This is a genomic window from Arsenicicoccus bolidensis DSM 15745 (genome assembly GCF_000426385.1).
Lineage (GTDB): Bacteria > Actinomycetota > Actinomycetes > Actinomycetales > Dermatophilaceae > Arsenicicoccus > Arsenicicoccus bolidensis.
Genome location: NZ_AUFG01000004.1, coordinates 1 through 23,980 on the forward strand (window position 1 = coordinate 1; position 23,980 = coordinate 23,980).

At 73.2% G+C, this 23,980-nt stretch carries 25 protein-coding genes and 2 rRNA genes; 19 read left to right on the forward strand and 8 right to left on the reverse strand.

Features of this window, described 5'->3' with window-relative positions:
* Positions 1 to 91 (forward strand): 23S ribosomal RNA (locus tag K313_RS0103155); the annotation flags it as partial.
* 74 nt (positions 92 to 165) lie between these two features.
* Positions 166 to 282 (forward strand): 5S ribosomal RNA (gene rrf / locus K313_RS0103160).
* 216 nt (positions 283 to 498) lie between these two features.
* Here the strand turns inward: rrf and K313_RS0103165 are convergent.
* On the reverse strand, positions 499 to 855 hold the full coding sequence (locus tag K313_RS0103165; RefSeq protein ID WP_029210398.1) for a hypothetical protein: 357 nt from the start codon (positions 853 to 855) through the stop codon (positions 499 to 501).
* Positions 856 to 861: 6 nt separating this feature from the next.
* Here K313_RS0103165 and K313_RS0103170 point away from each other — a divergent pair, with 6 nt between their 5' ends.
* The 14 genes from K313_RS0103170 to K313_RS0103235 all read left to right on the forward strand — a co-directional run bounded on the left by K313_RS0103170 (position 862) and on the right by K313_RS0103235 (position 15,376).
* Positions 862 to 1,578: a tetratricopeptide repeat protein gene (locus K313_RS0103170; protein ID WP_029210399.1), complete on the forward strand. Its 717-nt coding sequence runs from the start codon at positions 862 to 864 to the stop codon at positions 1,576 to 1,578.
* Positions 1,571 to 2,677 (forward strand): HAD-IIA family hydrolase, encoded by a 1,107-nt coding sequence (locus tag K313_RS0103175; RefSeq protein ID WP_029210400.1) that lies wholly within the window; start codon positions 1,571 to 1,573, stop codon positions 2,675 to 2,677. The genes K313_RS0103170 and K313_RS0103175 overlap by 8 nt, the downstream gene beginning before the upstream one ends.
* A 70-nt stretch (positions 2,678 to 2,747) precedes the next feature.
* Entirely contained in the window at positions 2,748 to 3,068 is a 321-nt protein-coding gene (locus K313_RS23365; protein ID WP_156911124.1) for a hypothetical protein, read from the forward strand.
* A 2-nt stretch (positions 3,069 to 3,070) separates the two neighbouring features.
* Positions 3,071 to 4,024, forward strand: coding sequence for a TlyA family RNA methyltransferase (locus tag K313_RS19840; protein WP_029210401.1), 954 nt, complete (start codon positions 3,071 to 3,073; stop codon positions 4,022 to 4,024).
* On the forward strand, positions 4,021 to 4,926 hold the full coding sequence (locus K313_RS0103190) for an NAD kinase (protein WP_029210402.1): 906 nt from the start codon (positions 4,021 to 4,023) through the stop codon (positions 4,924 to 4,926). The genes K313_RS19840 and K313_RS0103190 overlap by 4 nt, the downstream gene beginning before the upstream one ends.
* Positions 4,927 to 4,929: 3 nt before the next feature.
* Positions 4,930 to 6,687, forward strand: a complete 1,758-nt coding sequence (gene recN, locus K313_RS0103195; protein ID WP_029210403.1) for a DNA repair protein RecN — start codon at positions 4,930 to 4,932, stop codon at positions 6,685 to 6,687.
* 37 nt (positions 6,688 to 6,724) lie between these two features.
* Positions 6,725 to 7,906: a putative cytokinetic ring protein SteA gene (steA, locus tag K313_RS0103200; protein WP_029210404.1), complete on the forward strand. Its 1,182-nt coding sequence runs from the start codon at positions 6,725 to 6,727 to the stop codon at positions 7,904 to 7,906.
* Entirely contained in the window at positions 7,903 to 8,868 is a 966-nt protein-coding gene (locus K313_RS22010) for a copper transporter (protein ID WP_029210405.1), read from the forward strand. Before steA ends, K313_RS22010 begins: the two co-directional genes overlap by 4 nt.
* 4 nt (positions 8,869 to 8,872) lie before the next feature.
* Positions 8,873 to 9,763: a hypothetical protein gene (locus K313_RS0103210; RefSeq protein ID WP_029210406.1), complete on the forward strand. Its 891-nt coding sequence runs from the start codon at positions 8,873 to 8,875 to the stop codon at positions 9,761 to 9,763.
* Positions 9,745 to 11,412: a murein biosynthesis integral membrane protein MurJ gene (gene murJ / locus K313_RS0103215; RefSeq protein ID WP_051273982.1), complete on the forward strand. Its 1,668-nt coding sequence runs from the start codon at positions 9,745 to 9,747 to the stop codon at positions 11,410 to 11,412. Before K313_RS0103210 ends, murJ begins: the two co-directional genes overlap by 19 nt.
* A gap of 43 nt (positions 11,413 to 11,455) precedes the next feature.
* A complete protein-coding gene (locus K313_RS0103220) occupies positions 11,456 to 12,526 on the forward strand; it encodes a glycosyltransferase (protein WP_240483924.1) in 1,071 nt (356 codons plus the stop codon).
* A 67-nt stretch (positions 12,527 to 12,593) separates the two neighbouring features.
* Positions 12,594 to 14,306 (forward strand): CTP synthase, encoded by a 1,713-nt coding sequence (locus K313_RS0103225; RefSeq protein WP_029210409.1) that lies wholly within the window; start codon positions 12,594 to 12,596, stop codon positions 14,304 to 14,306.
* A gap of 6 nt (positions 14,307 to 14,312) precedes the next feature.
* On the forward strand, positions 14,313 to 14,981 hold the full coding sequence (locus K313_RS0103230) for an NUDIX domain-containing protein (RefSeq protein ID WP_029210410.1): 669 nt from the start codon (positions 14,313 to 14,315) through the stop codon (positions 14,979 to 14,981).
* A complete protein-coding gene (locus K313_RS0103235; protein WP_029210411.1) occupies positions 14,978 to 15,376 on the forward strand; it encodes a YchJ family protein in 399 nt (132 codons plus the stop codon). Before K313_RS0103230 ends, K313_RS0103235 begins: the two co-directional genes overlap by 4 nt.
* Before the next feature lie 28 nt (positions 15,377 to 15,404).
* Here the strand turns inward: K313_RS0103235 and K313_RS24110 are convergent, their stop codons facing one another.
* The 3 genes from K313_RS24110 to K313_RS0103250 all read right to left on the reverse strand — a co-directional run bounded on the left by K313_RS24110 (position 15,405) and on the right by K313_RS0103250 (position 16,738).
* On the reverse strand, positions 15,405 to 15,761 hold the full coding sequence (locus tag K313_RS24110; protein ID WP_338021322.1) for a VOC family protein: 357 nt from the start codon (positions 15,759 to 15,761) through the stop codon (positions 15,405 to 15,407).
* 75 nt (positions 15,762 to 15,836) lie between these two features.
* The gene (locus K313_RS19855) at positions 15,837 to 16,169 is read right to left on the reverse strand and encodes a hypothetical protein (RefSeq protein ID WP_029210412.1); all 333 of its coding nucleotides are present in this window, start codon (positions 16,167 to 16,169) and stop codon (positions 15,837 to 15,839) included.
* Complete coding sequence (locus tag K313_RS0103250) at positions 16,166 to 16,738, reverse strand: hypothetical protein (RefSeq protein WP_029210413.1); 573 nt, start codon at positions 16,736 to 16,738, stop codon at positions 16,166 to 16,168. Before K313_RS0103250 ends, K313_RS19855 begins: the two co-directional genes overlap by 4 nt.
* A gap of 28 nt (positions 16,739 to 16,766) precedes the next feature.
* Between K313_RS0103250 and K313_RS0103255 the strand changes: the two genes are divergently transcribed.
* Positions 16,767 to 17,411: a TetR/AcrR family transcriptional regulator gene (locus K313_RS0103255; protein ID WP_029210414.1), complete on the forward strand. Its 645-nt coding sequence runs from the start codon at positions 16,767 to 16,769 to the stop codon at positions 17,409 to 17,411.
* 3 nt (positions 17,412 to 17,414) lie between these two features.
* Here K313_RS0103255 and K313_RS0103260 read toward each other — a convergent pair whose 3' ends face one another.
* Positions 17,415 to 18,038: a cation efflux transmembrane domain-containing protein gene (locus tag K313_RS0103260; RefSeq protein ID WP_029210415.1), complete on the reverse strand. Its 624-nt coding sequence runs from the start codon at positions 18,036 to 18,038 to the stop codon at positions 17,415 to 17,417.
* A 125-nt stretch (positions 18,039 to 18,163) separates the two neighbouring features.
* Here K313_RS0103260 and aspS point away from each other — a divergent pair, with 125 nt between their 5' ends.
* Positions 18,164 to 20,038, forward strand: a complete 1,875-nt coding sequence (gene aspS, locus K313_RS0103265) for an aspartate--tRNA ligase (RefSeq protein WP_029210416.1) — start codon at positions 18,164 to 18,166, stop codon at positions 20,036 to 20,038.
* Between the two features lie 5 nt (positions 20,039 to 20,043).
* On the forward strand, positions 20,044 to 20,652 hold the full coding sequence (locus K313_RS0103270) for an HAD family hydrolase (RefSeq protein WP_029210417.1): 609 nt from the start codon (positions 20,044 to 20,046) through the stop codon (positions 20,650 to 20,652).
* Positions 20,653 to 20,732: 80 nt separating this feature from the next.
* Here the strand turns inward: K313_RS0103270 and K313_RS22015 are convergent, their stop codons facing one another.
* The 3 genes from K313_RS22015 to K313_RS0103285 form a co-directional block, all read right to left on the reverse strand.
* Positions 20,733 to 21,542 carry a GNAT family N-acetyltransferase gene (locus tag K313_RS22015; RefSeq protein WP_029210418.1) on the reverse strand — a complete coding sequence of 270 codons (810 nt, stop codon included), beginning with the start codon at positions 21,540 to 21,542 and terminating at the stop codon, positions 20,733 to 20,735.
* Between the two features lie 144 nt (positions 21,543 to 21,686).
* On the reverse strand, positions 21,687 to 22,934 hold the full coding sequence (locus K313_RS19865) for an ABC transporter ATP-binding protein (protein ID WP_029210419.1): 1,248 nt from the start codon (positions 22,932 to 22,934) through the stop codon (positions 21,687 to 21,689).
* Positions 22,927 to 23,976: an ABC transporter ATP-binding protein gene (locus K313_RS0103285; RefSeq protein ID WP_029210420.1), complete on the reverse strand. Its 1,050-nt coding sequence runs from the start codon at positions 23,974 to 23,976 to the stop codon at positions 22,927 to 22,929. Before K313_RS0103285 ends, K313_RS19865 begins: the two co-directional genes overlap by 8 nt.
* Between the last annotated feature and the right edge of the window lie 4 nt (positions 23,977 to 23,980).

Consider the following 23,980-nt stretch of genomic DNA (forward strand, 5'->3'; position numbering starts at 1 on the left):
TCCCAGCTAGACTACTGGGTTGATAGGCCGGATGTGGAAGCACAGCAATGTGTGGAGCTGACCGGTACTAATAAGCCGATGACTTGACCCGAAGATTGCTCGCGTCCACTGTGTAGTTCCCGACACACAAACCACCAGGTGCGTGGTTTGACAAGTCGATAGAGTTACGGCGGTCATAGCGTGAGGGAAACGCCCGGTCCCATTCCGAACCCGGAAGCTAAGCCTTACAGCGCCGATGGTACTGCACTGGTGACGGTGTGGGAGAGTAGGACGCCGCCGGACAAACATTGTGGGGAAGCCCCGGACCACCAGGTCCGGGGCTTTTCTGCGTCCGGGACCGGTATCCCCGCGCACAGCCTCGTCGAGGTGTGCGGCTGCGGCATACTGGATCGTGAACCAGCTGCATAGTGACCTGCCCGGCACCCGCCGGCGACGTGGAGGAGAAGGACCGTGACCGACAACGCCCATGAGAGCGACCGGGATCAGCCCCGTCGAGAGTCAGGTCCCCGCGGCGGAGACCGCCGGCCGTACCAGCGTGATGGCGGTGGCGGGCGACCGAGCCGTGAGGGGGGCGAGCGTCGGCCCTACCAGCAGCGAGACGGTGAGCGGCGCCCGTACCAGCGTGATGGTGAGCGTCGGCCGGACCGCTCCGGTGGTGGCGAGCGACGCCCGTACCAGCGTGATGGTGGTGGCGGTCGGCCGAACCGTGAGGGTGGAGAGCGGCGGGGCCACGCCCAGCGCGGTGGTCAGGGCTCGCGTGACAGCCGTCGTGAGGGACAGGCGGCAGCGCCCGAGCAGCGCGGAGGCTCGCGTCTCGTCCCCACCCAGGGGCGGCTGCCCGAGCCGGCGATCCACGAGGACGTGACGGGCTTCGAGCTGGACCGAGCCGTCAAGAACCAGCTGCGCACCCTCAGCAAGGAGAACGCCGAGGGCGTCGGCCAGCACCTGGTGATGGCTGCGCGTCTCCTGGACATCGACGAGGACGGCGCACTCGCTCACGCGGAGACGGCCGTGCGCCGGGCCGGACGCGTGCCGGCGGCCCGTGAGGCGCTCGGCCTGGTGCACTACCGGCGGGAGGACTGGGCCAAGGCGCTCAACGAGTTCCGCACGGCGCGACGCCTGTCCGGCTCCCACCACCTCCTGCCGTTCATGGTGGACTGCGAGCGTGCCCTCGGCCGCCCGGAGAAGGCGCTGCAGCTCGCTCAGAGCCCTGAGGCCGGTGCCCTGCCGCAGGAGGACCGGATCGAGCTGCTCATCGTGGTCTCCGGGATCCGGCGCGACCTCGGCCAGCTGGACGCCGCCAAGGTGGAGCTGGAGGTCCCCGCGCTGCGGCAGGGGATGAACAAGCCGTGGTACACCCGTCTTGCCTACGCCTACGCCGACGCGCTGCTGGCCCTCGGTGACGAGGCCGGGGCCATCGAGTGGTTCCAGCGGTCCGCCTCCGCCGACCACGAGGCCGAGACCGATGCCGACGAGCGGCTCGCCGAGCTCGAGGGCTACACCCTCACCGACCTGCTCGAGGGCGAGGACGACGAGGCCGAGGGCGGCGACACCGCAGGGGAGGGCTCCCGTGCCTGACCGCCCCCTCGTCGACGGCTTCCGTGGCCTGGTCGTCGACCTCGACGGCGTGGTCTACCGCGGTCCCGACCCCGTCGCCCATGCCGCTGACGCGCTCGACGCCGCCGTGGCCGACGGCCTGCAGGTCATGTACGCCACCAACAACGCCGGCCGGCCCGCCGACGCCGTGGTCGAGCACCTGGCCGAGCTCGGCGTGCACACCAACGCCGACCACGTCGTGACCAGCGCCCAGGCCGGTGCCGCGCTGCTGGCCGAGCAGCTGGATCCGGGCTCCACCGTCCTCGCCATCGGGGGCCCGGGCGTGGCGATCGCGTTGCGTCAGGCCGGGCTCGACCCGGTCAGCCCCCAGGACCGCATCGACGATCCCGCCGTGGCCGGCCGGGTCGTGGCCGTCCTGCAGGGCTACGGCACGGAGCTCAGCTGGTCCGACCTCAAGGAGGCGGCCTACGCCGTTGCTGCGGGCGCGACGTGGATGGCCACCAACGTTGATCTCACCATCCCCACGGAGCGGGGGATCGCCCCGGGCAACGGCTCGGCGGTCCAGGCGGTCGGCAACGCCGTGCAGCGCGAGCCGCAGGTCGCGGGCAAGCCGCACCCACCGCTGTACCTCATGTGCGCGGAGCGCGCCGGTGGGGAGGTCACGAGCATGCTCGCCATCGGCGACCGCCTCGACACCGACATCGAGGGCGCCAACGCCGCCGGCATGCAGAGCCTGCACGTGCTCACCGGCGTCGACGGCCTGGTGGCCCTTGCGAGTGCGGACGAGCAGCTCCGGCCCACCTATCTCGGCCTCGACCTGCGCGCGCTGCGGGAGCCGTATGCCGGCGTCGAGGTCGCCGTCTCGGGCCGAGCCGGCAAGGACAGCGTGGACGGCCGGGACAGCGTGGACGGCGATGATGTCGTCGCGGTGTGCGGAGACGCTCGCGCCACGGTGTCCGGTCGCGGGGACGACGCGACGCTGGTCGTCGACGGGGGCGCCGTCGTCGAACGCGCGCGTGCCGCCGTCGCCGCGACGTGGGCGGCTCGCGATGACGGGCGGATCGGCATACCGCTGCCTGCCCCGATGCTCGAGGCCTTGGACGCGCTCGACCCCCGGTGACGACGGACGCCTCCCGGAGGCTGTCGGACCCCACGGCTAGGGTGAGCAGGACGACCAGCGAAGGAGCGCCATGACCGAGTCCCCGGGGACCTCCGCACCGTCGGCCGCGAGCTCCGCGCCCCCGGAGGCGGCGGCGACAGCACCGAGCCCGGTTGCACCCAGCCCGGCGGCGCCGAGTCCCGCTGCGCCGAGTCCCGCTGCGCCGAGCCCTGCTGCGCCGAGCCCGGCCGCGATGGGCGCGGGGCCCGACGGGCGCGACCCGGCGATCGACGCGGCCCTGCGCGTCCTGGACGAGGCGGCCGGCGGCGACGACCCGCGGGCCCAGATCGAGGCGGCGCAGCACGTCCATGACGTCCTGCAGGGCCGCCTGTCCGGGGTCAGCGGGGCGTGAGCGTGACCCGGTTGGACGCGGAGCTGGTGCGCCGTGGTCTCGCGCGGTCGCGCGGCCAGGCGCGAGAGCTCGTGGACGCGGGGCGGGTCAGCGTGGCCGGCCGCGAGGTCCGCAAGGCCGCCCATCCCGTCGCGCAGCAGGACAGCGTGCAGGTCGCGGGCGAGATCGACCCCTGGGTCAGCCGGGCTGCGCACAAACTGCTGGGTGCCCTCGAGGCCTTTCCCGAGGTGGAGGTGCGCGGACGTCGCTGCATCGACGTCGGTGCCAGCACGGGCGGCTTCACCCAGGTGCTGCTCCAGCGCGGTGCGGCGTCCGTGTGCGCGCTCGACGTGGGCCACGGCCAGCTGGACCCGTCCCTCGCCGGTGACCCACGCGTGGACGAGCGCAGCGGCACCTCGGTGCGTGACGTGGGTCCGCAGGACGTCGGGGGACCGTTCGCGCTGCTGGTGACGGACCTGAGCTTCATCTCGCTGACCCTGGTGGCCGAGCGCCTCGCCGACCTCGTCCAGCCGGGCGGTGACATCGTGGCCCTGGTCAAGCCCCAGTTCGAGGTGGGTCGCACGCGCCTCGGCAAGGGCGGGGTCGTCCGCGACGCCGGCCACCGCCGCGACGCGGTGGTGGCGGTGCTGGAGTCGTTGTCCGCCGCCGGCCTGGCGCCGCGAGGCCTGGCGCCGAGCCCCTTGCGCGGCACGGACGGCAACGACGAGTACCTTCTGTGGTGCGTGAGGTCGTCCACGGCGCCCTCCCTGGCGCCGTGGCGTGCCCGGGCCGAGGAGCTGACCTCGGGGCGCGCCTCGGTGTCGACCGTGCCGCACGACCGTCTGACCCAGGCGGACGATCCGGCGCAGTCGGATCTCGCACAGCCGGACCATCTCGCGCAGCCGGACGATCCGGCGCAGTCGGACCACGCAACGCAGACCGAGACCCAGCAGACCGATCGAGGAGAGCACCCGTGAGCCGCCGCGTCCTGCTGGTCGTCCACCACCGTCGTCCCGACGCCCTCGACCTGGCGCGCTCGCTGGCCGAGCGGCTGCGCGAGGCCGGCGTCACGTCCGTGATCAACGCTGCCGACCTCCGAGGCTTCGCGCAGCGGCTGGACGACGTCGTCGAGCCCGCCGGCGAGGACGAGGCGGCCGGTTGCGAGCTCGTCTGCGTGCTCGGTGGCGACGGCACCATCCTGCGCGGCGCCGAGCTGGCGCGTGCGCACGGCACCCCGGTGCTCGGGGTCAACCTCGGCCACGTCGGCTTCCTCGCGGAGGCGGAGCGGGAGCACTTCCCCGACGTGGTCGAGCGCATCGTCCACCGCGACTACGTCGTGGAGGAGCGCCTCACGCTGGACGTCGTCGTGCGGCAGGGCGATGACGAGGTCCAGCGCACCTGGGCGCTCAACGAGGCCACCGTCGAGAAGGCCTCTCGCCAGCGGATGCTCGAGCTGGCCATGGAGATTGACGGTCGCCCCCTGTCCACGTGGGGCTGCGACGGGGTGGTCATGGCGACGCCCACCGGATCGACCGCCTATGCCTTCTCGGCGGGCGGCCCCGTGGTGTGGCCCACCGTCGAGGCCATCCTCGTCGTCCCGCTGTCGGCCCACGCCCTCTTTGCGCGGCCCCTCGTCCTGAGCCCGTCCGCCAAGGTCGCCGTCGAGCTCCTGCCCGACCAGGAGGCCACCGGGGTCCTGTGGTGCGACGGGCGCCGCACCGTGGACCTGCCGCGGGGCGCCCGGGTCGAGGTGTGCCGAGGGCAGACGCCTGTGCGCCTGGCCCGCCTGGCGACCGCACCGTTCACCGACCGGCTGGTGCGCAAGTTCGACCTGTCCATCGTGGGCTGGCGCGGCCAGGGCCGCGTGAGGGAGCAGTGACCCATGCTGCGTGACATCACGATCCGCGGTCTCGGCGTGATCGACGAGGCGGTCCTGGACCTGGCTCCCGGCCTCAACGTCGTCACCGGCGAGACGGGCGCGGGCAAGACCATGGTCGTGACCGGCCTCGGGCTGCTGCTCGGCGGCCGGGCCGACAGCGACCTCGTGCGCACCGGTGCCGACCGCACCAGCGTCGAGGGCTTCGCCGACCTCGGCGCCGACCACCCGGCGCTCGTGCGCGCCGCGGAGGCCGGGGCCGATGTCACCGAGGGGCTCATCCTCGCGCGCAACGTCGCGGCCCAGGGGCGGTCGCGCGCCTACCTCGGCGGCCGGTCGGTGCCGATCAGCACGCTGTCCGAGGTGGGGGAGCGACTCGTCGCGGTGCACGGGCAGGCCGACCAGTGGCGCCTGCGCAGCGCCGAGGAGCATCGGGTGGTCCTCGACGGGTTCGACCCCGACGTGGCGCGACTCGTCGAGGACTTCCAGCGCCTGTATGACGAGCACCACGCGCTCGTGGCGGAGGCCGACCGGCTGCGGTCGGCGGCTCGCGAGCGCGCCCGCGAGGCCGACGGCCTGCGCGTGGCCCTCGAGGAGATCGAGGCCGTGGACCCGCAGCCGGGCGAGGACGAGGAGCTGCGGGCCGAGGACGACCGCCTGTCCCACGCGGACGCCCTGCGGGACGGGGCGTCCCGCGCTCACGTGCTGCTGGCCGGGGACGACAGCGCCTGGGACGGTGCCTCGGGCGGGGCGCTGGCGTCCCTCGGCGAGGCGGTGTCGGCCCTCGAGCCGTGGACGGGGCACGACCCGGCGCTGGCCGACCTGCACCGCCGGCTCGCCGAGCTGAGCTATGTCGCCTCCGACCTCACGACCGACGTCGCGGGCTACCTCACCGACGTCGAGGTCGACCCCGCCCGGCTGTCCTGGGTGCAGGAGCGCCGCGCCGAGCTCACCCGGCTCCAGCGCAAGTACGGCGAGACGGTCGACGAGGTCCTCGCCTGGGCCCAGGACGCCAGCCGCACGCTGCTCACGCTCGAGGGGGACGACGCGCGCATCGAGGAGATCGAGGCGCGCCTGGCCAAGCTCACGCCTCGGCTCGGCGCGGCCGGTGCGGCCCTGCACGACGCCCGGTCCACCGCCGCGGAGCGGCTCGGTGCCGCCGTCACCGCCGAGCTGGGTCGGTTGTCGATGCCCCGCGCCCGCCTCGTCGTCGGGGTCACCACCCAGCCCCACGAGCGCGGCCTGGAGCTGCCCTCTGGCGACCGGGTGCGCTACTCCCGCAACGGGATCGACGAGGTCGACATCGCGCTCGCGGCCAACGCCGGAGCGCCGCCGCGCACCGTGACGCGGGCCGCCTCCGGGGGTGAGCTGTCCCGCGTGATGCTGGCCATCGAGGTGGTGACGCACGGCGGGGGTTCCTCCACGGTCCCCACCTTCGTCTTCGACGAGGTCGACGCCGGGATCGGGGGCAAGGCCGGGGTCGAGGTCGGTGCCCGCCTGGCCGAGCTGGCTCGCGAGGCCCAGGTGATCGTCGTGACCCACTTGGCCCAGGTCGCGGCCTACGCCGACCGGCACCTCGTCGTCCGCAAGGCCGACGACGGTCAGGTCGCGGCGAGCGGGGTCGTCGAGGTCGCGGGGGACGAGCGGGTGCGGGAGCTGGCGCGGATGATGAGCGGCGACGAGAGCGACGCCGCTGTCGAGCACGCCCAGCAGCTGCTCGCCAGCGCTCGGGGCCGCGTCGGCGAGTCGCCCGAGAGCGCCTGACCGCGGGTCCCCGCACGCCGTGGCACGATGGGTGGCGATGTCCCAGCTTCCCCGCTTCCGTCGATCCCTCCCCGAGGAGCCGACGGCCGGCACGCACGCGGTCCGTGTCGACCGTCGTACCAAGGACCTCACCAAGCGCCTGCGGCCCGGGGACATCGCGGTCATCGACCACGCCGACATCGACCGGGTGAGCGCGGAGGCCCTCGTCGCCTGCCGTCCGGCGGCGGTGCTCAACGCCGCCCGCTCGACCACCGGGCGCTATCCCAACCTCGGCCCGCAGATCCTGCTCGACGCCGGGATCCCGCACGTCGACGCCCTCGGTCCCGAGGTCATGCAGGTCAAGGAGGGCGCCGTCGGCGAGCTCGTCGACGCCAGCCTCGTGGTCGACGGCCGCAGCGTCGCGACCGGTCACCTGCAGAGCGCCGAGAGCATCGAGGCGGCCCAGACCCTTGCCCGCATCGGCCTGTCCAACCAGCTCGAGGCCTTCGCGGCCAACACGATGGAGTACCTCAAGAAGGAGCGCGCGCTGCTCCTCGACGGGGTCGGGATCCCCGACATCGCCACGGCCATCGACGGCCGGCACGTGCTCGTGGTCGTCCGCGGCTACCACTACAAGGAGGACCTGCGGGCCCTCCAGCACTACATCAAGGAGTACCGCCCCGTCCTGATCGCGGTCGACGGCGGGGCCGACGCCCTGCTCGAGCTGGGTCACCGGCCCGACCTGATCGTCGGCGACATGGACTCCGTCAGCGACCACGCCCTCACGAGCGGGGCGGAGATCGTCGTCCACGCCTACCGCGACGGCCGGGCCCCCGGCCTCGACCGCGTGCGGGCCCTCGGGCTGACCCCCGTCGTGTTCCCCGCGACCGGCACGAGCGAGGACATCGCGATGCTCCTCGCCGACGACGCCGGGGCGACGCTGATCGTGGCGGTCGGCACGCACGCGACGCTCGTCGAGTTCCTCGACAAGGGACGCGAGGGGATGGCCAGCACCTTCCTCACCCGCCTGCGGGTGGGCGGCAAGCTCGTGGACGCCAAGGGCGTGTCCCGGCTCTATCGCACCCGCATCTCGAGCGCCTCGCTCGTCCTCCTCGTCCTCGCCGGGCTGCTCGCCCTCGGCGTCGCCCTGTCGGTGACCCCGGGTGGCCAGGCCATGCTGCAGGCGGTCATGGCCCGGTTGGACGACCTCATCTCCTGGCTCGGGGGGCTCCTCACGTGATCGACTTCCGCTACCACCTTGTCTCCGTCATCGCGATCTTCATGGCCCTGGCCGTGGGGATCGTGCTGGGCGCGGGTCCCCTCAAGGAGGACATCGGCACGACGTTGACCTCCGAGATCACCAAGCTGCGCGAGGACAAGGCCGCGCTCAACGGTGAGCTGACCACCGCCCGCCGATCCGTGGCGGCGGGCGAGAGCTATGCCGCTGCCAGCCGCCCGGTGGTCCTGGCCGGCCGCCTCGCCGACCGGCGGGTCGTCGTCGTGGCCGCCGCCGGCGCGGACGAGCAGGTCGTGAGCGGCGTGCAGACCGCCCTGAGCGAGTCCGGCGCCACCGTGGCGTCCGTCGTCCGGCTGAGCGACGAGTGGACGCGTCCGGCCTCGGCCGGCGAGCTCACGGCCTCGGTCCGCCAGGCCGCCGAGGCCCTGCAGATCGACACGCGCGCCGTCGGCGACGGACTGCTGCCAGGCACCGTGCTGGGTCGGGCCGCCCTCACCGGGCCGGTCCAGGACCGGGGCCAGGTCGACGCGTCCCGGGCCCGTCAGGCCTTCGAGGTGCTGCGCGGCAAGGGTCTGCTCAGCGTGCGCGGCGAGGACCCGACCGGGGCCACCCTCCTCGTGACGGTGGCCGCCCCCATGGTGGCCAACCCCGCCGCGGGCACCGGGCCCCAGGTGCAGGCCTATGCCCGGCTCGTCCGGGGCGCCGACGCCGTCTCCAACGGCTCCGTGCTCGTCTCGCCGACCCGCCCGACCGACGACGCGGACAACCTCAGCCCCGCTGCCGTGGTGAGCGGCGTCCGCGCGGACCGAGCCACGGCGGCCGCCGTCTCCACGGTCGACGACGCCGACCGCGCCATGGGTCAGGTCGCCACCGCCGTCGCCCTGGCGGCCCAGCAGCAGGGTGGTGCCGGTCGTTACGGCATCGGCTCCGACGCCGAGTCCGTCATCCCCGACCTCGGCCGGTGAGTCGATGAGCGTCGTCACCTCGGGCGTCGCGGCCGCCCTCGCGGCCGCCCTCACGGCCGCCGTCGCGGCCCGGGCGGCCGCGCGGCTCGGCGCCCGCCGCCCGCCGCTGGGCCGCGCGGTGTGGGACCGCACCAACCACGCCGGCCGGACGGTCACCCTCCTCGAGGGACCCGCCTGGGCCCTGGGCGCGGTCGTCCCGCTGGCGATCCACCGATCGCCGGCCGCCCGCGCAGGGCTGCTCGCCACCACGGCCGCAGCGTCGCTGGGCGCCCTCGACGACCACGTCGGCAGCACCGCGGTCAAGGGTCTGCGTGGCCACCTCGCCGCGCTGCGTCGTGGCGAGCCGACCACCGGCGTGGTCAAGATCGTCGGCCTGGCCGCCACCGGTGTCCTCGCCACCGCCCTCATCGACCGGCCCCGGTGGGGGAGCGCTCGTCCGGGAGCCGCCGAGCTGCTCGGGCTCCTCGTCGGCGGAGCGGTCGTCGCGGGTGCCGCCAACCTCGTCAACCTCTTCGACCTGCGGCCCGGGCGAGCCCTCAAGGTCGTCCTGCTGACCGCGCCGCTCACCGCGACGCTCACCCACAGCCGTGACCAGGTCGGCCCTCCCACTCGCACCCGCGACGCCGCGACCCTCGCGAGCGCGGCCGTCGGCGCCTCCCTCGGTCTGCTCCCGGACGACCTCGCCGGGCGCTCGATGCTGGGCGACACGGGGGCCAACGCCGCCGGGGCGCTGCTCGGCACGGCGGTGGTCGCCGGGTGCCGGCTCCCCGGGCGGGCCGTGGCGCTCGCCATACTGACCGGTCTGGTGCTGGCCAGCGAGCGGGTGAGCTTCACCGCCGTGATCGAGTCGAGCCCGGTGCTGCGCACCGTCGACGCGTGGGGCCGCGCCACGTGAGCGCCCGCGCGGTCCGGGGGATCGCGGCGGCCAGCGGACTGATCGCCGTCCTGACCCTGCTGGCGCGGATCGTGGGGTTCGGCCGGTGGCTGACCTTCTCCGGCCAGGTCGGGGCGGGGTGCGTCGGCACGGCCTACTCCGCCGCCAACACCGTGCCCAACGTCCTCTACGAGGTCGCCGCCGGGGGAGCCCTGGCGGCGGTCGCGGTGCCCGTCGTGGCCGGCTACCTCGCGGACGACGACCACGAGCGCGCCGACCAGGTCGTCTCGGCCCTGCTGGGCTGGGCCTGCGTGATCCTGGTGCCCCTCGCCGTCGTCCTGGCCCTCGTGGCGGATCCCGTCGCGGGCTTCCTGCTGCCGGACGAGGCGTGCGCGTCGCAGCGGGAGCTGGCCACGCGGATGCTGTCGTGGTTCGCCCCGCAGATCCCGCTCTACGGCATCGGCGTCGTCGCGGCGGGAGCCCTGCAGGCCCGCCGGCGGTTCGCCTGGCCCGCCCTCGTCCCCCTGCTGTCCAGCCTCGTCGTCATCGGCGCCTACGTCGCCTACGGCCGTATGGCGCCCCCCGGCGCCACGGGCGCGACGCTGCCGGACGGGGCCCTGGTGGCGCTCGCGGGCGGCACGACGCTCGGGGTGGTGACGCTGAGCCTGCCGCTGCTGATCCCCTTGTGGCGCAGCGGTGCTCGGCTGCGCCCGACCCTGCGGCTGCCCGACGGTGCGGGGCGCCGGGTGCGCCGGCTCGCCGCCGCCGGGATCGTCGCCCTGCTCGCCCAGCAGGCCGCCGTGCTGGCGACCGTGTGGATCGCCGACCACCGCGGCGGGACGGGCGTGCTCAACGTCTACCAGTACGTCCAGGCGGTCTACGTCCTGCCCTACGCCGTGCTCGCCGTGCCGGTGGCGACGGCGGTGTTCCCCTCGCTGACGCAGGGTGGGGGAGAGCGCGCGCCGGTCGCTCCCGAGGTCTCCGCCCGCCTGTCGCGCTCGGTGCGCGTGGTGGCGCTGTCGGGCTCGCTCGGGGCCGCCGTCCTCGTGGCGGCCGCACCCGCGGTCGGGCGGTTCTTCGCCGCCATCGACGCCGGCCGGCACCACGGCCAGGGGCCCGACCTCGTGACCACCGTCGACCTCGGCCTGACCGCGTTCGCGCCGGGGCTGCTCGGCTACGGCCTGGTCGCGCTCCTGACCCGCGCGCTCTACGTCCGTGGGCGCCCGTCCGTCGCCGCCGGCTGGGCGGCGGCCGGGTGGGCCGTGGCGGCTCTCGTGCCGTTCGCCCTCACCGCCGGGGACGCGACCGCGGCGTCCACGATCACCGCCCTCGGGGTGGCGAGCAGCATCGGGATGACGCTGGCGGGGCTGGGGCTGCTCGTGGCCGTGCGTCAGGCCTGGGGGACCGGGGCCACCGCCGGGCTGTCCAGGGGGGTGGCCGGAGCCGTCCTCGCCATACCGCTGGCCGGCGTCGCCGGGCGGCTCGTCGCCGGCTGGTGGCCCGACTCGAGCGCCTCGGGCGCCGGGCACATCGCCGGGCACGTCGCCCTCGGTCTCGCGAGCGGGGCGGTCGCGCTCGCCGTCTGGGTGGGTGTCGCCGCCGTCACCGATCGCGCGGGCGTGCGGTCGCTCGTCGGCGCTGTCCGGGGGGCGGTTCGTCGGGGCGGTTGATCCCCGTTCGTGGTGAACTACTGCCATGCGCATCCTCCTGGTCATGGGTACGAGCTCCGGCGGCATGGGGCGGCACGTCCACGGACTCGTCCAGGGTCTCGTCGCCCGTGGGCACGACGTGATGGTCGGGTGCCCGCAGTCGGCCGACGAGCTGTTCGACTACAGCTCCACCGGCGCCCGCGTCGTCCACCTGCCCATCTCGGACCGGCCGCACCCCGCCAACGACCTGCGCGCCCACCAGACGCTGCGGGCCCTCATCGACGGCGCGGACGTCGTCCACGCGCACGGGCTCCGCGCCGGGGCCCTGTGCTCCCTGGCCCGCACCGGCCACCTGGCCCCGCTGATCGTGACCCTGCACAACGCCACGCCCGACAGCTCCTGGCTCGGCGGGGTCTACAACACCCTCGACCGGCTCGTCGCCAGCAAGGCCGACCTGGTCCTCACGGTCAGCCGTGACCTCGAGGAGCGCCAGCGCGAGCTCGGCGCCCGCCGCGTCGAGCACGCCGTCATCCCGGCGCCCGCGTTCTCCGGGGCGCGCACCGACCGGGCCACCGTGCGGCAGCAGCTGGGCGTCGACGACGGCACCACCCTGGCCGTCGTCGTGGCCCGCCTCACCACGCAGAAGGGCCTGCCCGTCCTGCTCGACGCGGCCGCCCGGCTCAAGGGAAGCGGGATCCGCTTCGTCATCGCCGGCGAGGGCCCCATGCGGCACGACCTCGAGACCGACATCGCCGAGCGCGACCTGCCCGTGCGGCTGCTAGGTGACCGCCGCGACGTCCCCGACCTGCTCGCCGCCGCCGACCTCGTCGTCAGCTCCGCCAACTGGGAGGGGCAGCCGCTCGCCCTGCAGGAGGCGCTGGAGGCCGGCGCCGCGATCGTCGCGACCGACGCGGGCGGCACCGCGGCCGTGGTCGGGTCGGCCGGCGTGCTGGTCCCCGTCGGCGACGCCGAGGCGCTCGCGGACGCGGTGGCGCGCGTGGCGCAGGACCCCGCCGAGCGCGAGGACCTGCGGGCGCGTGCCCTGGCCCGGGCCGAGGCGCTGCCCACGCAGGACGACGCGATCGACGCCGCCCTGTCGCAGTACTCCCTGTGCGTCGAGGACACCCGCCGCTGAGACGCGGGCGGTCGTCATACGGCCTGTCGTCCCGAGGTCACGGAATGATGACGTACCATCGAACTCCGTGGTGGACACCAAGCACATCTTCGTGACCGGAGGCGTTGCCTCTTCGCTCGGCAAGGGGCTCACGGCCTCCAGCCTCGGACATCTGCTCCGCGCTCGTGGTCTGCGCGTGACGATGCAGAAGCTCGACCCCTACATCAACGTCGACCCCGGCACGATGAACCCCTTCCAGCACGGCGAGGTCTTCGTCACCGAGGACGGAGCCGAGACCGACCTGGACATCGGCCACTACGAGCGCTTCCTCGACGTCAACCTCGTCGGCCGCGCCAACGTCACGACCGGCCAGGTCTACAACAACGTGCTGGCCAAGGAGCGTCGCGGGGAGTACCTCGGCGACACGGTCCAGGTGATCCCGCACATCACCAACGAGATCAAGGACCGGATGCGCGAGCCCGCCACCTTGGGCAAGGACGCTCCGGACATCATCATCACCGAGATCGGCGGCACCGTCGGCGACATCGAGTCGCTGCCCTTCCTCGAGGCGGCCCGGCAGGTGCGGCACGAGATCGGCCGCGACAACAGCTTCTTCCTGCACGTCTCGCTCGTGCCCTATCTCGCGCCGAGCGGTGAGCTCAAGACCAAGCCGACGCAGCACTCCGTCGCCGCGCTGCGCCAGGTCGGCATCCAGCCCGACGGGCTCGTGCTGCGCGCCGACCGGGAGATCCCCGAGGGCATCAAGAAGAAGATCTCGCTCATGTGCGACGTCGACGCCGAGGGCGTGTGCGCCTGCGTCGACGCCCCCTCGATCTACGACATCCCCAAGGTCGTCCACCGCGAGCAGCTCGACGCCTATGTCATCCGGCGACTCGGGCTGAAGTTCCGCGACGTCAACTGGAAGGACTGGGACCAGCTGCTGCAGCGGGTCCATCAGCCCGCCCACCAGGTCGAGATCGCCCTCGTCGGCAAGTACATCGACCTGCCGGACGCCTACCTGTCGGTGACCGAGGCGCTGCGCGCCGGCGGCTTCCACCACGACGCCCGCGTCGCGATCCGCTGGGTGGCCTCCGACACCTGCGAGACCCCCGAGGGTGCCGAGGCGGCGCTCGGCGGGGTCGACGCGGTGCTCGTGCCCGGCGGCTTCGGCGTGCGCGGGATCGAGGGCAAGCTCGGCGCGCTGCGCTGGGCCCGCGAGCACAAGGTCCCGACGCTGGGCATCTGCCTCGGGCTGCAGTGCATGGTGATCGAGCACGCGCGCAACGTCGCCGGCATCGAGGGCGCCTCCTCCTCCGAGTTCGACCCCGAGACCCCGGCCCCCGTCATCGCCACGATGGCCGAGCAGAAGGCCTTCGTCGAGGGCGCTGGCGACCTCGGCGGCACGATGCGCCTGGGCGCCTACCCGGCCAAGCTCGCCAAGGGCTCCGTGGTGGCCGGGGCGTACGCCACGACCAAGGCCAGCGAGCGCCACCGGCACCGCTACGAGGTCAACAACGCCTACCGCGCGCAGCTCGAGGAGGCCGGGCTCGTCTTCTCCGGCACCTCGCCCGACGGCACCCTCGTGGAGTTCGTCGAGCTGCCCCGCGAGGTCCACCCCTACTACGTCTCCACGCAGGCGCACCCGGAGTTCAAGTCCCGCCCGCACCGCGCGCACCCGCTCTTCGCCGGTCTGGTCGAGGCGGCCCTGGAGCAGCAGGGCGTCGAGACGTCCGCGCCGTCGGGGCCGTCAGCGTCCGCCGCACCGTCAGCGCCGCGCCGCCGCGCCTCCGACAGGGGCTGAGGACGTATGACGGACAACGGTTTCCGCGGGACCCCGGTCCTCGGCGGCGAGGACATCGCCGACCGTATCGAGCCGCGCCCCGTCCTCGAGTCGCACGTCCTGCACGAGGGCTATGTCTTCGACCTCGTGTCGGAGACCGCGGACCTCGGTGAGGCGGGGGAGGTGCGCCGGGAGTTCCTGCGCCACCCCGGCGCCGTCGCGATCGTCGCGCTGGACGCCGAGGACCGCGTCGTGCTGATCCAGCAGTACCGACACCCCGTGCGGGCCCTGGACTGGGAGATCCCGGCCGGGCTGCTCGACGTCGAGGGGGAGGACCCCGCCGTGGCCGCGTCCCGCGAGCTGCTCGAGGAGGCCGACCTGCGCGCCGAGCGGTGGGACGTGCTCATCGACTACTGGACCACCCCTGGCGGCAACGACGAGGCGATCCGCATCTATCTCGCGCGCGACCTGTCCGACGTGCCCGAGGACGAGCGCCACGACCGCGAGGGCGAGGAGCTCGGCATGCCGACCGCCTGGGTCTCGCTCGACGAGGCGCACGCCGCGGTGCTGGCCGGACGACTGCACAACCCGTCCGCGTGCCTCGGGATCCTCGCGGCCCACGCCTCGCGTGCGGGCGGCTGGTCCTCGCTGCGCCCGGTCGACAGCCCCTGGCCCGAGCACCCGGCCCACCGATGAGCGGCGGGGCCTTCGGCATACCGTCCCGCCCCTCCCCGCAGGAGTGCCCCTGCGGATCGGGCCGGCCGTATGCCGACTGCTGCCGCCCGCTGCACGTCGGCCGCCGCCAGGCGAGCACCCCCGAGGAGCTGATGCGGTCGCGCTACAGCGCGTTCGTGGTGGGCGACGCGGAGCACCTCCTGCAGACCTGGGACCCGGCGACCCGTCCGGGCGACCTTCGGCTCGACACCGACCGCGAGTGGGCGGGGTTGGACGTCGTCCGCGCCGAGGGCGACACCGTGGAGTACCGCGCGCACTGCGTCGTGGGCGGACGCAGGCACGTCCTGCACGAGATCAGCCGGTTCCGGCGGGTGCTCGGGCGCTGGGTCTACGTCGACGGGGAGTTCCGCGACTGACGGCGCACGCCCGGCGTCGGTCTCGCGGTCAGCCGAGCGTCAGCTGGCCGTCGTCGGCGATCGGGAAGGCACCCCAGGCGATCTCCCACAGGTAGCCGTCCGGGTCGGCGACGAAGCCGGAGTAGCCGCCCCAGAAGGCCTCGGCCGGCGCCTTGACGACGGTGCCGCCCGCCGTCTCCGCCGCGGCGACCACCTCGTCCACCTCGTGGCGCTCACGACAGTTGTGCGCCAGCGTGATCCCGGGGAAGCGCGAGCGCTGCTGGTCGGCGAACCCCGGGCCCACGTCGTCCGCCAGCGCCTCGTAGCCGTAGAGCGACAGCCGCGTGCCGCGGTCGCGAAGAAGGTGACGTCGTCGTGGTCGCTGGCCGGGGCGACGCCGAGCCAGGTCGAGTAGAACGCGGTCGAGCGGGCCAGGTCGCTGACGCCGAGCGTGACCAGTGAGATGCGGGGCTCCATGGCCCTAGCCTCGCCGACGCTGCCGGTATCCCGCCACCGCGGCCAGCAGCAACGGACCCCAGAGCAGGATCGGCAGGTAGCACGCGATGCGGACGGCGCCCACCCGCTCGCCCCAGCCCTGGACGAGACCGAGGGCGAGCACCCCGGCGAGGACCTGGACGATGCTCAGTCCCCAGACGTAGCCCTCCTCGCCGGCGTGCAGGCGCTGCAGGTCCGCCGTGCCTGGCAGGGCCCCGTGGAGCATCAGCAGGCGCCATACGGCCGAGGGGAGGGTGGACAGGAAGGCCGCCCAGGCGACGACCACGGCCCAGCGCTGCGGCGGGTGCCGCGTGCTCACGGGCTCGGGCGCTCCGCGCGGCGGGCGACGGCCCGCAGGATGTCGCGCCGGAGCAGCCCCGAGAACGGCGCGATGACGGTCCAGTAGGACCGGAAGCGTCGCCGGGCGACGTCGTCCGTCGCGTCGGAGCGGGTGGTCGTCTCGAGGTGGGTGCGACCGCCGGGCAACGGGGTCAGGCGGAAGTCCATGCCATAGCGGAGCCACCCCGGCTCGGCGAACTCCCGCAGCTCGTCGAGGGACTCGATGGGGCGCTGTGCGTCCGCGCGGGGCTCCCAGGGGCGTCCGACCATCCCGCTGGAGTAGTAGCTCGGTGGCTCGAGGTGGGTCGGTCGGCCGGGGCCGCGCGGGTCGGTGAGGAGGTCGTCGCCGACGTCGAGCCGCCCGCCGCTGCGCACGGCGATGAGCGGCCGGGCGATCAGGAGGTCGGCCCAGCGGGTGGCGAGGAGGGCGTCCCAGACGCGGTCGGGGGTGGCGGCGACGATGATGTCGTGGTGCTCGACGAACTCCGCGTCGGGCAGCGCGGTGGCCAGGGGCGAGGAGTTTTCTAGAACTCCGGTTCTAGTGAACATGATCTAAAACCAGGCCTAGGATGCAGCCATGGCAAGACCCGCGAAGTTCACGACCGAGGACCTGCTCGACGGCGCCCTGAGAGCCGTTGCGGCCCATGGCACCTCGGCGACCCTGGCGCAGGTGGCCCAGGAGGTCGGGGCCCCGATGGGGTCGATCTACCACCGCTACGCGTCGCGCGAGCACCTGTTCGTCGCGCTGTGGCTGCGGTCGATCCGGGCCTTGCACGTCGGGCTGCTGGCCACGCGCGAGATCGACGATCCGCGAGAAGCCTTGCTCGCGCAGGCGATCCACATCCCGCGCTGGTGCCGCGACCATCCCGACGTGGCGCTCGCGATGACGCTCTACCGCCAGCGGCAGCTGCTCGCCGCGCCGCCCGCGGGCCTCGAGGACGAGGTGCGCACGCTCAACGACGAGGTGCGGGCGCTGGGCCGGGAGCAGACCGTGGCGTTCTACGGCAGGCGCGACGACCACCTCGAGCAGGTCATGGCCCTGGCCGTCCGCCAGTGTCCCTACGGCCTGGTCCGGCCGTTCATCGGGAGCGGTATGCCGCTGCCCCCGTGGATCGACGACGCCTGCGTCGCGGCCGCCGCCGCCATCCTCGACCTCGAGAAGCCCGAGAAGCCCGAGAAGCCCGAGAAGCCCGAGAAGCCCGAGAAGCCCGAGAAGCCCTGAGCCTCAGTCGATCTCTCCGGCAAGGGCCTTCGCCGCCAGCCGCTCCTCCTCCGCGAGCTCCCACACCTCGCGGGCCGCGGTCGCGTTGACCACCACGATGACCAGGCCGAGCACGATGTCCGGCCAGCCCGAGCCCGTCCACCAGGTCACGAGGCCCATGACGATGATCGCGGCGTTGACGACGACGTCGTTGCGCGCCGCCAGGAAGGCCGCCGTCGTCATCGACCCGCCGTGGTGGCGGATCCGAGCCAGGACCCACGTGCACAGGCCGTTGACGACGATCGCGCCGCCCGCCGTGAGCACCAGGGCGCGGACGTCAGGCGCCTGCGGGTCCGACACCTTCGTGAACGCCTGCCACGCGGCGGCGAGGGCCGGCACGCAGATGATCGCCGCCATGGCCCGGCCCGCGAGCGACCGGGCGTGCAGCGACCAGCCGAGCGCGAGGGCGATCAGCAGGTTGACCGCGGTGTCCTCCAGGAAGTCCACCGAGTCGGCGAACAGCGACACCGACCCGATGGTGAGCGCGACCCCCGCCTCGACGACGAAGTACGCGAGGTTGAGGGCGGCCACGACGAGCACCGTCCGGCGCAGGACGGCGGGGGTGATGGCGGTGGGCGCGGACGGCATACGGCCCATTGTCGTTTAGCCGGGAGCACGTGAGTCCGTAGGATGGCCGGGTGCGTCGCCAGCCGCGGCGCACCACCGGGACCACCACCCACGAGACCACCTCTCCACGAGACAAAGGAATGATCGTGCTTCGTAGCCACGAGGCCGGCACCCTGCGTGCCAGCCACTCCGGACAGACCGTCACGCTCACGGGCTGGGTCGCCCGTCGGCGCGATCACGGTGGAGTGGCGTTCCTGGATCTGCGCGACGCGAGCGGCGTCGCCCAGGTCGTCGTCCGTGACGAGGTCCTGGCGGCCGGGGACGCGCACGAGCTGCGCAACGAGTACGTCGTCAAGATCGTCGGCGAGGTGCGCGAGCGGCCCGAGGGCAACGCCAACACCGACCTGCCCACCGGCGAGATCGAGGTCGTGGCCAGCGAGATCGAGGTGCTCAACCCCTCTGCGCCGCTGCCGTTCCAGATCGACGAGCGCGTGACCGTCGGCGAGGAGGCGCGCCTCAAGCACCGCTACCTCGACCTGCGTCGCCCCGGGAGGTCCGCCGGTGCCGCGCTGCGCCTGCGCTCCAAGGTGTCGGCCGCGGCCCGCCGCGTCCTCGACGAGCGCGACTTCGTCGAGATCGAGACGCCGACGCTGACGCGCTCGACCCCCGAGGGCGCCCGCGACTTCCTCGTGCCCGCCCGCCTCGCCCCCGGCAGCTGGTACGCCCTGCCCCAGTCGCCGCAGCTGTTCAAGCAGCTGCTCATGGTCGCCGGCATGGAGCGCTACTACCAGATCGCCCGCTGCTACCGCGACGAGGACTTCCGCGCCGACCGCCAGCCGGAGTTCACCCAGCTGGACATCGAGATGAGCTTCGTGCAGGAGGAGGACGTCCTCGAGCTCGGCGAGGCGCTCGCCAAGGAGATCTGGGCGTTGATCGGCGTCGACCTACCCACGCCCTTCCCCCGCATGACCTACGCCGAGGCGATGCGCCGGTTCGGCTCGGACAAGCCCGACATGCGCTTCGGCAACGAGCTGGTCGAGTGCACGGAGTTCTTCTCCGACACCACCTTCCGGGTGTTCCAGGCGGAGTATGTCGGCGCCGTCGTCATGCCCGGTGGCGCCTCGCAGCCCCGCAAGCAGCTCGACGCCTGGCAGGAGTGGGCCAAGCAGCGCGGCGCGCGCGGGCTCGCCTACGTCCTCGTCGGCGCCGACGGCGAGCTGGGCGGACCGGTCGCCAAGAACCTCACCGACACCGAGCGGGCGGGCCTGGCCGCGCACGTCGGCGCCCAGCCCGGCGACTGCATCTTCTTCGCCGCGGGGGCGACCAAGTCCTCCCGCGCCCTGCTCGGGGCCGCGCGCCTCGAGATCGGGCGGCGCTGCGACCTGATCGACGAGTCGGCCTGGAGCTTCCTGTGGGTCAACGACGCGCCGCTGTTCGAGCCGACCGCGGACGCCGAGGCCGCCGGTGACGTCGCCGTCGGCGGGGGAGCCTGGACCGCCGTGCACCACGCGTTCACCTCGCCCAAGGCCGAGTTCCTCGACACCTTCGACACCGACCCCGGCCCGGCGCTCGCCTACGCCTACGACATGGTCTGCAACGGCAACGAGCTCGGCGGAGGGTCCATCCGTATCCACCGTCGCGACGTGCAGGAGCGGGTCTTCAAGGTCATGGGCCTGTCCCAGGAGGAGGCGCAGGAGAAGTTCGGCTTCCTGCTCGACGCCTTCGCCTACGGCGCACCGCCGCACGGCGGCATCGCCTTCGGCTGGGACCGGATCGTCATGCTGCTCGGCGGCTACGACTCGATCCGCGACGTCATCGCCTTCCCCAAGTCGGGTGGCGGCTACGACCCGCTGACCGACGCCCCCGCCCCCATCACGCCGGAGCAGCGCAAGGAGGCCGGGATCGACGCCGTCAAGAAGCCCGCGTCCGACAAGGCTGCGTACGACAAGGCCTCGTCCGACAAGGCCTCGTCCGACAAGGCCTCGCTCGACACGTCCGCCGTCGCGCCCAAGGAGTCCTGAGCCGTATGCCGCAGGGCAACCCCATCGAGGTCCTGCTGCTCGACGCCGACGGCGTGCTGCAGTACATGCCGAGGAGGTGGGCCTCCGCCATCCTCGGCGATCCCACCTGGCCCGGGATCGAGCGCCTGCTCGAGGTCGAGGCGCCGTTCCTGGACGGCCGCCGCCGCGAGGGCTTCCCCGAGGCGGTCGCCCAGATGCTCCGCGAGGACGGGTCGGCCATCACCCCCGACCAGTTCTTCGCGGCGTGGTCCGAGATCTCCGCCGAGGAGTCGGCGCTCGAGCTCGTCCGGCAGGTGCAGGCGCGCGGCGTGCGGTGCTACCTCGCGACCAACCAGCAGTGGATGCGCGCGGAGATCATGCGCGGCGGGCGGCTCTACGACGAGCTCGACGGCGGCTACTACTCCTACGAGCTCGGGGTCAAGAAGCCGGACCCGGCGTACTTCGACCACATCGTCCGCGACCTGCGCGTGCAGCGGGACCGCGTGCTGTTCGTCGACGACACGTGGCCCAACGTCGTCGGGGCCCGGGCCGCCGGGATCCGGGCGGTGCACAAGCCGTATGCCGCGGGCGTGGCCGGCCTGGAGCGCGTGCTGCGCTGGCACGGCGTCCTCTGACCTCGGACTCGCAGACCCGCCGCCGGTAAAGGCATCAGCCTGGCGAACGACGGCCGGTCGATGCCTTTACCGGGGGCGGGTCAGGTGCAGGCGGACTCGCGGCCCGCGCCGGATCCGTCGGGCGCGAGCACGCTGCAGCTCCACCAGGCCTTGTCGGTGACATAGCCCATGGAGTGGTACAGCCCGCGGGCGACCACGTTGTCGGCATACATGCCCAGGGTCACGACCGGTTCCGTGCGCAGGAGGTCGCGCGTCAGGACCGCCGTCGTGGCCCGGCCGAGGCCCTGCCCACGGTGGCTGGAGGCGACGATGATGCCCGACAGGTGGGCGGCCCCGGACGAGAGCCGGTGGACCGCCGCGCACGCCACGATCCGCCCCCGGTCGTCGCGCACGCCGACCCAGCGCTCGCTGCGCCCCGTGCCCGGGCAGCCCTCGGACAGCGGGTTCTCCCGATCGGCGAGGTCCTGCAGCTCGGCGGCGTCAGCGAGGTCGTCGAGGGGTATGACGCGGGCCTCGGCGGGGGTCGGTGGGGGAGGGACGACCGTGGCCATCCAGTCCCAGGCCGAGCCGTCGGCCGTGCCGATCCTCTGGGTGAGCACGTCCGCGTGCTGCTGCTCCACGGACACGTGATCCAGGGTCACCGCCAGCACGCCCTCGGCGATCAGCCGGTCCAGGAGCCGCCCGAGGTCCTCGCGAGGGCCCCACGTCGCGAGGTTGCGGCGACCGGAGTGGCTGCGCCGCACGAACGCCACCGCGCCACCGAGCACCCACCCACCGTCGAGGTGGGCGGGGACGGCATACCGGGCGAAGAGGTCGTCCGGCTCCGCGATGGCGCACAGCTCCGCTCGCGTCGAGATGGTGCGCACGGCTTCCTCCCTGATCCCGTCCATGACCCGACCTTGATCCCCGACTCCCGACCCCCGACCCCCGACCCCCCGACCCCCCCCGACCCCAAAGATCGTGAGGGTCTGGTCCAAGATTCTTAGACCAGACCCTCACGATCATGGCGAGCCGGGCTCATGGTGCCAGTGCTGCTACCAGCCCTGCTGCTTGTTGGCGTTGTCCGCGGCCGCCCGCGCGTCGGAGACGCTGTCGCTGTCACCCGTGCGCGGCTTGAACGTGCGCGCCGACTGGTGGTTGGGGTCGTCCGCGTCGTTGCCCAGGCCCACCTTGTCGGCGACCTTGTGCAACAGGCCGCCCAGCCCACCGGGTCCCTCGGACGACCGGGTGGCGCCGTCACCGCTGCTCGTGCCGCCGGGCAGGTCCGAGTCGACCTCGGCGCCCGTGGCCACTAGGACCTCCGGGAAGTGGCAGGCGCTGCGGTGACCGTCGAAACCGTCCGGCCGGTCGACGAACTCGGGCACCTCGGTCTTGCAGATCTCCTGCATCTTCCAGCACCGCGTGTGGAAGCGGCAGCCGGCGGGCGGGTTGGCCGGGGACGGCACGTCACCCTGCAGGACGATCTGCTCGCGCTTGCCGCGCAGCGTCGGGTCCGGCACGGGGACGGCCGACATCAGCGCCTGGGTGTACGGGTGCGTCGTCCTCTCGTAGATCTCGTCCTCGGTGCCCAGCTCGACCATCTTGCCGAGGTACATCACGCCGACGCGGTCGGAGATGTGACGCACGACGGACAGGTCGTGGGCGATGAAGATGTAGGACAGGCCGAGCTCCGTCTGGAGCTTCTCCATCAGGTTGACGACCTGCGCCTGCACCGACACGTCCAGCGCCGAGACGGGCTCGTCGCAGATCAGGACCTTGGGGTTGAGAGCGATCCCGCGAGCGATGCCGATGCGCTGCCGCTGACCACCGGAGAACTGGTGGGGATAGCGGTTGATGTGCTCCGGGTTGAGCCCGACCAGGTCCAGCAGGTCCTGGACGGCCTTGCGACGACCCGACCTGGGCACGACGTCCGGGTGGATGTCGAAGGGCTCGCCCACGATGTCGCCGACCGTCTTGCGAGGGTTGAGCGAGGTGTAGGGGTCCTGGAACACGATCTGGATGTCGCGGCGCAGCTTGCGCATGGCCGCGCCCTTCTGGGCGTACATGTCGATGCCGTCGAAGTCGAGCGTGCCCGACGTCGGCTCCTCCAGGCGCATGAGCAGACGCCCGAGGGTCGACTTGCCGCAGCCGGACTCGCCTACGATGCCGAGGGTCTCGCCCTTGAGCAGCTCGAAGGAGACGCCATCGACGGCCTTGACCTGACCCGTCGTGGTGCGGAGGATGCCGCCCTTGATGGGGTAGTGCTTGACGAGGTCCTTGGCGACGAGGATCGGCTCAGCCATGGAGCACCTCCTGGGAGAAGTGGCACGCGGACAGGCGGCCGGGGGCCACCTCGAGCAGCTCCGGACGGTCCACGCGACAGATGTCCTGGGCGTAGCGGCAGCGCGGGTTGAAGGCGCAGCCCGGGGGGATCCGCATCAGGTTGGGCGGCAGGCCGCCGATCGCCGACAGCGTCTCGCCCTTCTGGTCCAGCCGCGGGATGGAGTCCAGCAGCCCCTTGGTGTAGGGGTGGGCTGGCTTGCGGTAGAGCTCGTAGACGTCCGCCTGCTCGACGATGCGGCCGGCGTACATCACCGCGATGCGGTCGGCGACGTCGGCCACGACCCCGAGGTCGTGGGTGATCAGGATCAGGCCCATCTGACGCTCCTGCTGGAGCTCGGCCAGCAGACCCATGATCTGCGCCTGCACCGTCACGTCGAGCGCGGTCGTCGGCTCGTCGGCGATGAGGACCGCCGGGTCGAGGGCGATGGCCATCGCGATCATGATGCGCTGGCGCATGCCGCCCGAGAACTGGTGCGGGAAGGCCTTGACGCGCGACTTGGCCCCGGGGATCGCCACGCGCTCCATCAGGCGCACGGCCTGCTCGAGCGCGTCGGTGCGGTTCATCCCGCGGTGCTGGCGGAACATCTCGGCGATCTGCCAGCCGACCGGGAACACCGGGTTGAGCGAGCTCAGGGCGTCCTGGAAGATCATCGAGATCTCCGGGCCGCGGACGTGCCGCCGCTGGTCCTCGGGCATGGTCAGCAGCTCCTGCCCGCAGTAGCGGACCGAGCCCTGAGGGATCTTGGCCGGGGGCATGTCGAGGATGCCCATGATGGCCTGGGCGGTCACCGACTTGCCGGAGCCGGACTCGCCGAGGATCGCGAGCGTCTCTCCGGCGTTGAGCGTGAAGTTGACGCCGTTGATGGCCCGCGCGATCCCGTCGGCCGTGTGGAACTCGACGTGGAGGTCCTCCACGTCCAGGAGCCGGCCGTCGGTCGGCTGGTAGGCCGAGCCGGCCTCCTGCGGTGCCCGCGCGTGGCGGGCGGTGTGGGTCGTAGACATGTGT

Excerpts from the sequence above, each read along its gene's own strand:
- K313_RS0103250 (WP_029210413.1), bottom strand. The coding sequence starts at position 16,738 with ATGTTCACTAGAACCGGAGTTCTAGAAAACTCCTCGCCCCTGGCCACC.
- K313_RS0103285 (WP_029210420.1), bottom strand. The coding sequence starts at position 23,976 with ATGTCTACGACCCACACCGCCCGCCACGCGCGGGCACCGCAGGAGGCC.
- K313_RS0103230 (WP_029210410.1), top strand. The coding sequence starts at position 14,313 with ATGACGGACAACGGTTTCCGCGGGACCCCGGTCCTCGGCGGCGAGGAC.
- K313_RS0103210 (WP_029210406.1), top strand. The coding sequence starts at position 8,873 with ATGAGCGTCGTCACCTCGGGCGTCGCGGCCGCCCTCGCGGCCGCCCTC.
- K313_RS0103270 (WP_029210417.1), top strand. The coding sequence starts at position 20,044 with ATGCCGCAGGGCAACCCCATCGAGGTCCTGCTGCTCGACGCCGACGGC.
- K313_RS19865 (WP_029210419.1), bottom strand. The coding sequence starts at position 22,934 with ATGGCTGAGCCGATCCTCGTCGCCAAGGACCTCGTCAAGCACTACCCC.
- steA (WP_029210404.1), top strand. The coding sequence starts at position 6,725 with ATGTCCCAGCTTCCCCGCTTCCGTCGATCCCTCCCCGAGGAGCCGACG.
- recN (WP_029210403.1), top strand. The coding sequence starts at position 4,930 with ATGCTGCGTGACATCACGATCCGCGGTCTCGGCGTGATCGACGAGGCG.
- K313_RS23365 (WP_156911124.1), top strand. The coding sequence starts at position 2,748 with ATGACCGAGTCCCCGGGGACCTCCGCACCGTCGGCCGCGAGCTCCGCG.
- K313_RS0103235 (WP_029210411.1), top strand. The coding sequence starts at position 14,978 with ATGAGCGGCGGGGCCTTCGGCATACCGTCCCGCCCCTCCCCGCAGGAG.
- K313_RS0103220 (WP_240483924.1), top strand. The coding sequence starts at position 11,456 with ATGGGTACGAGCTCCGGCGGCATGGGGCGGCACGTCCACGGACTCGTC.
- K313_RS22015 (WP_029210418.1), bottom strand. The coding sequence starts at position 21,542 with ATGGACGGGATCAGGGAGGAAGCCGTGCGCACCATCTCGACGCGAGCG.
- K313_RS0103255 (WP_029210414.1), top strand. The coding sequence starts at position 16,767 with ATGGCAAGACCCGCGAAGTTCACGACCGAGGACCTGCTCGACGGCGCC.
- K313_RS0103260 (WP_029210415.1), bottom strand. The coding sequence starts at position 18,038 with ATGCCGTCCGCGCCCACCGCCATCACCCCCGCCGTCCTGCGCCGGACG.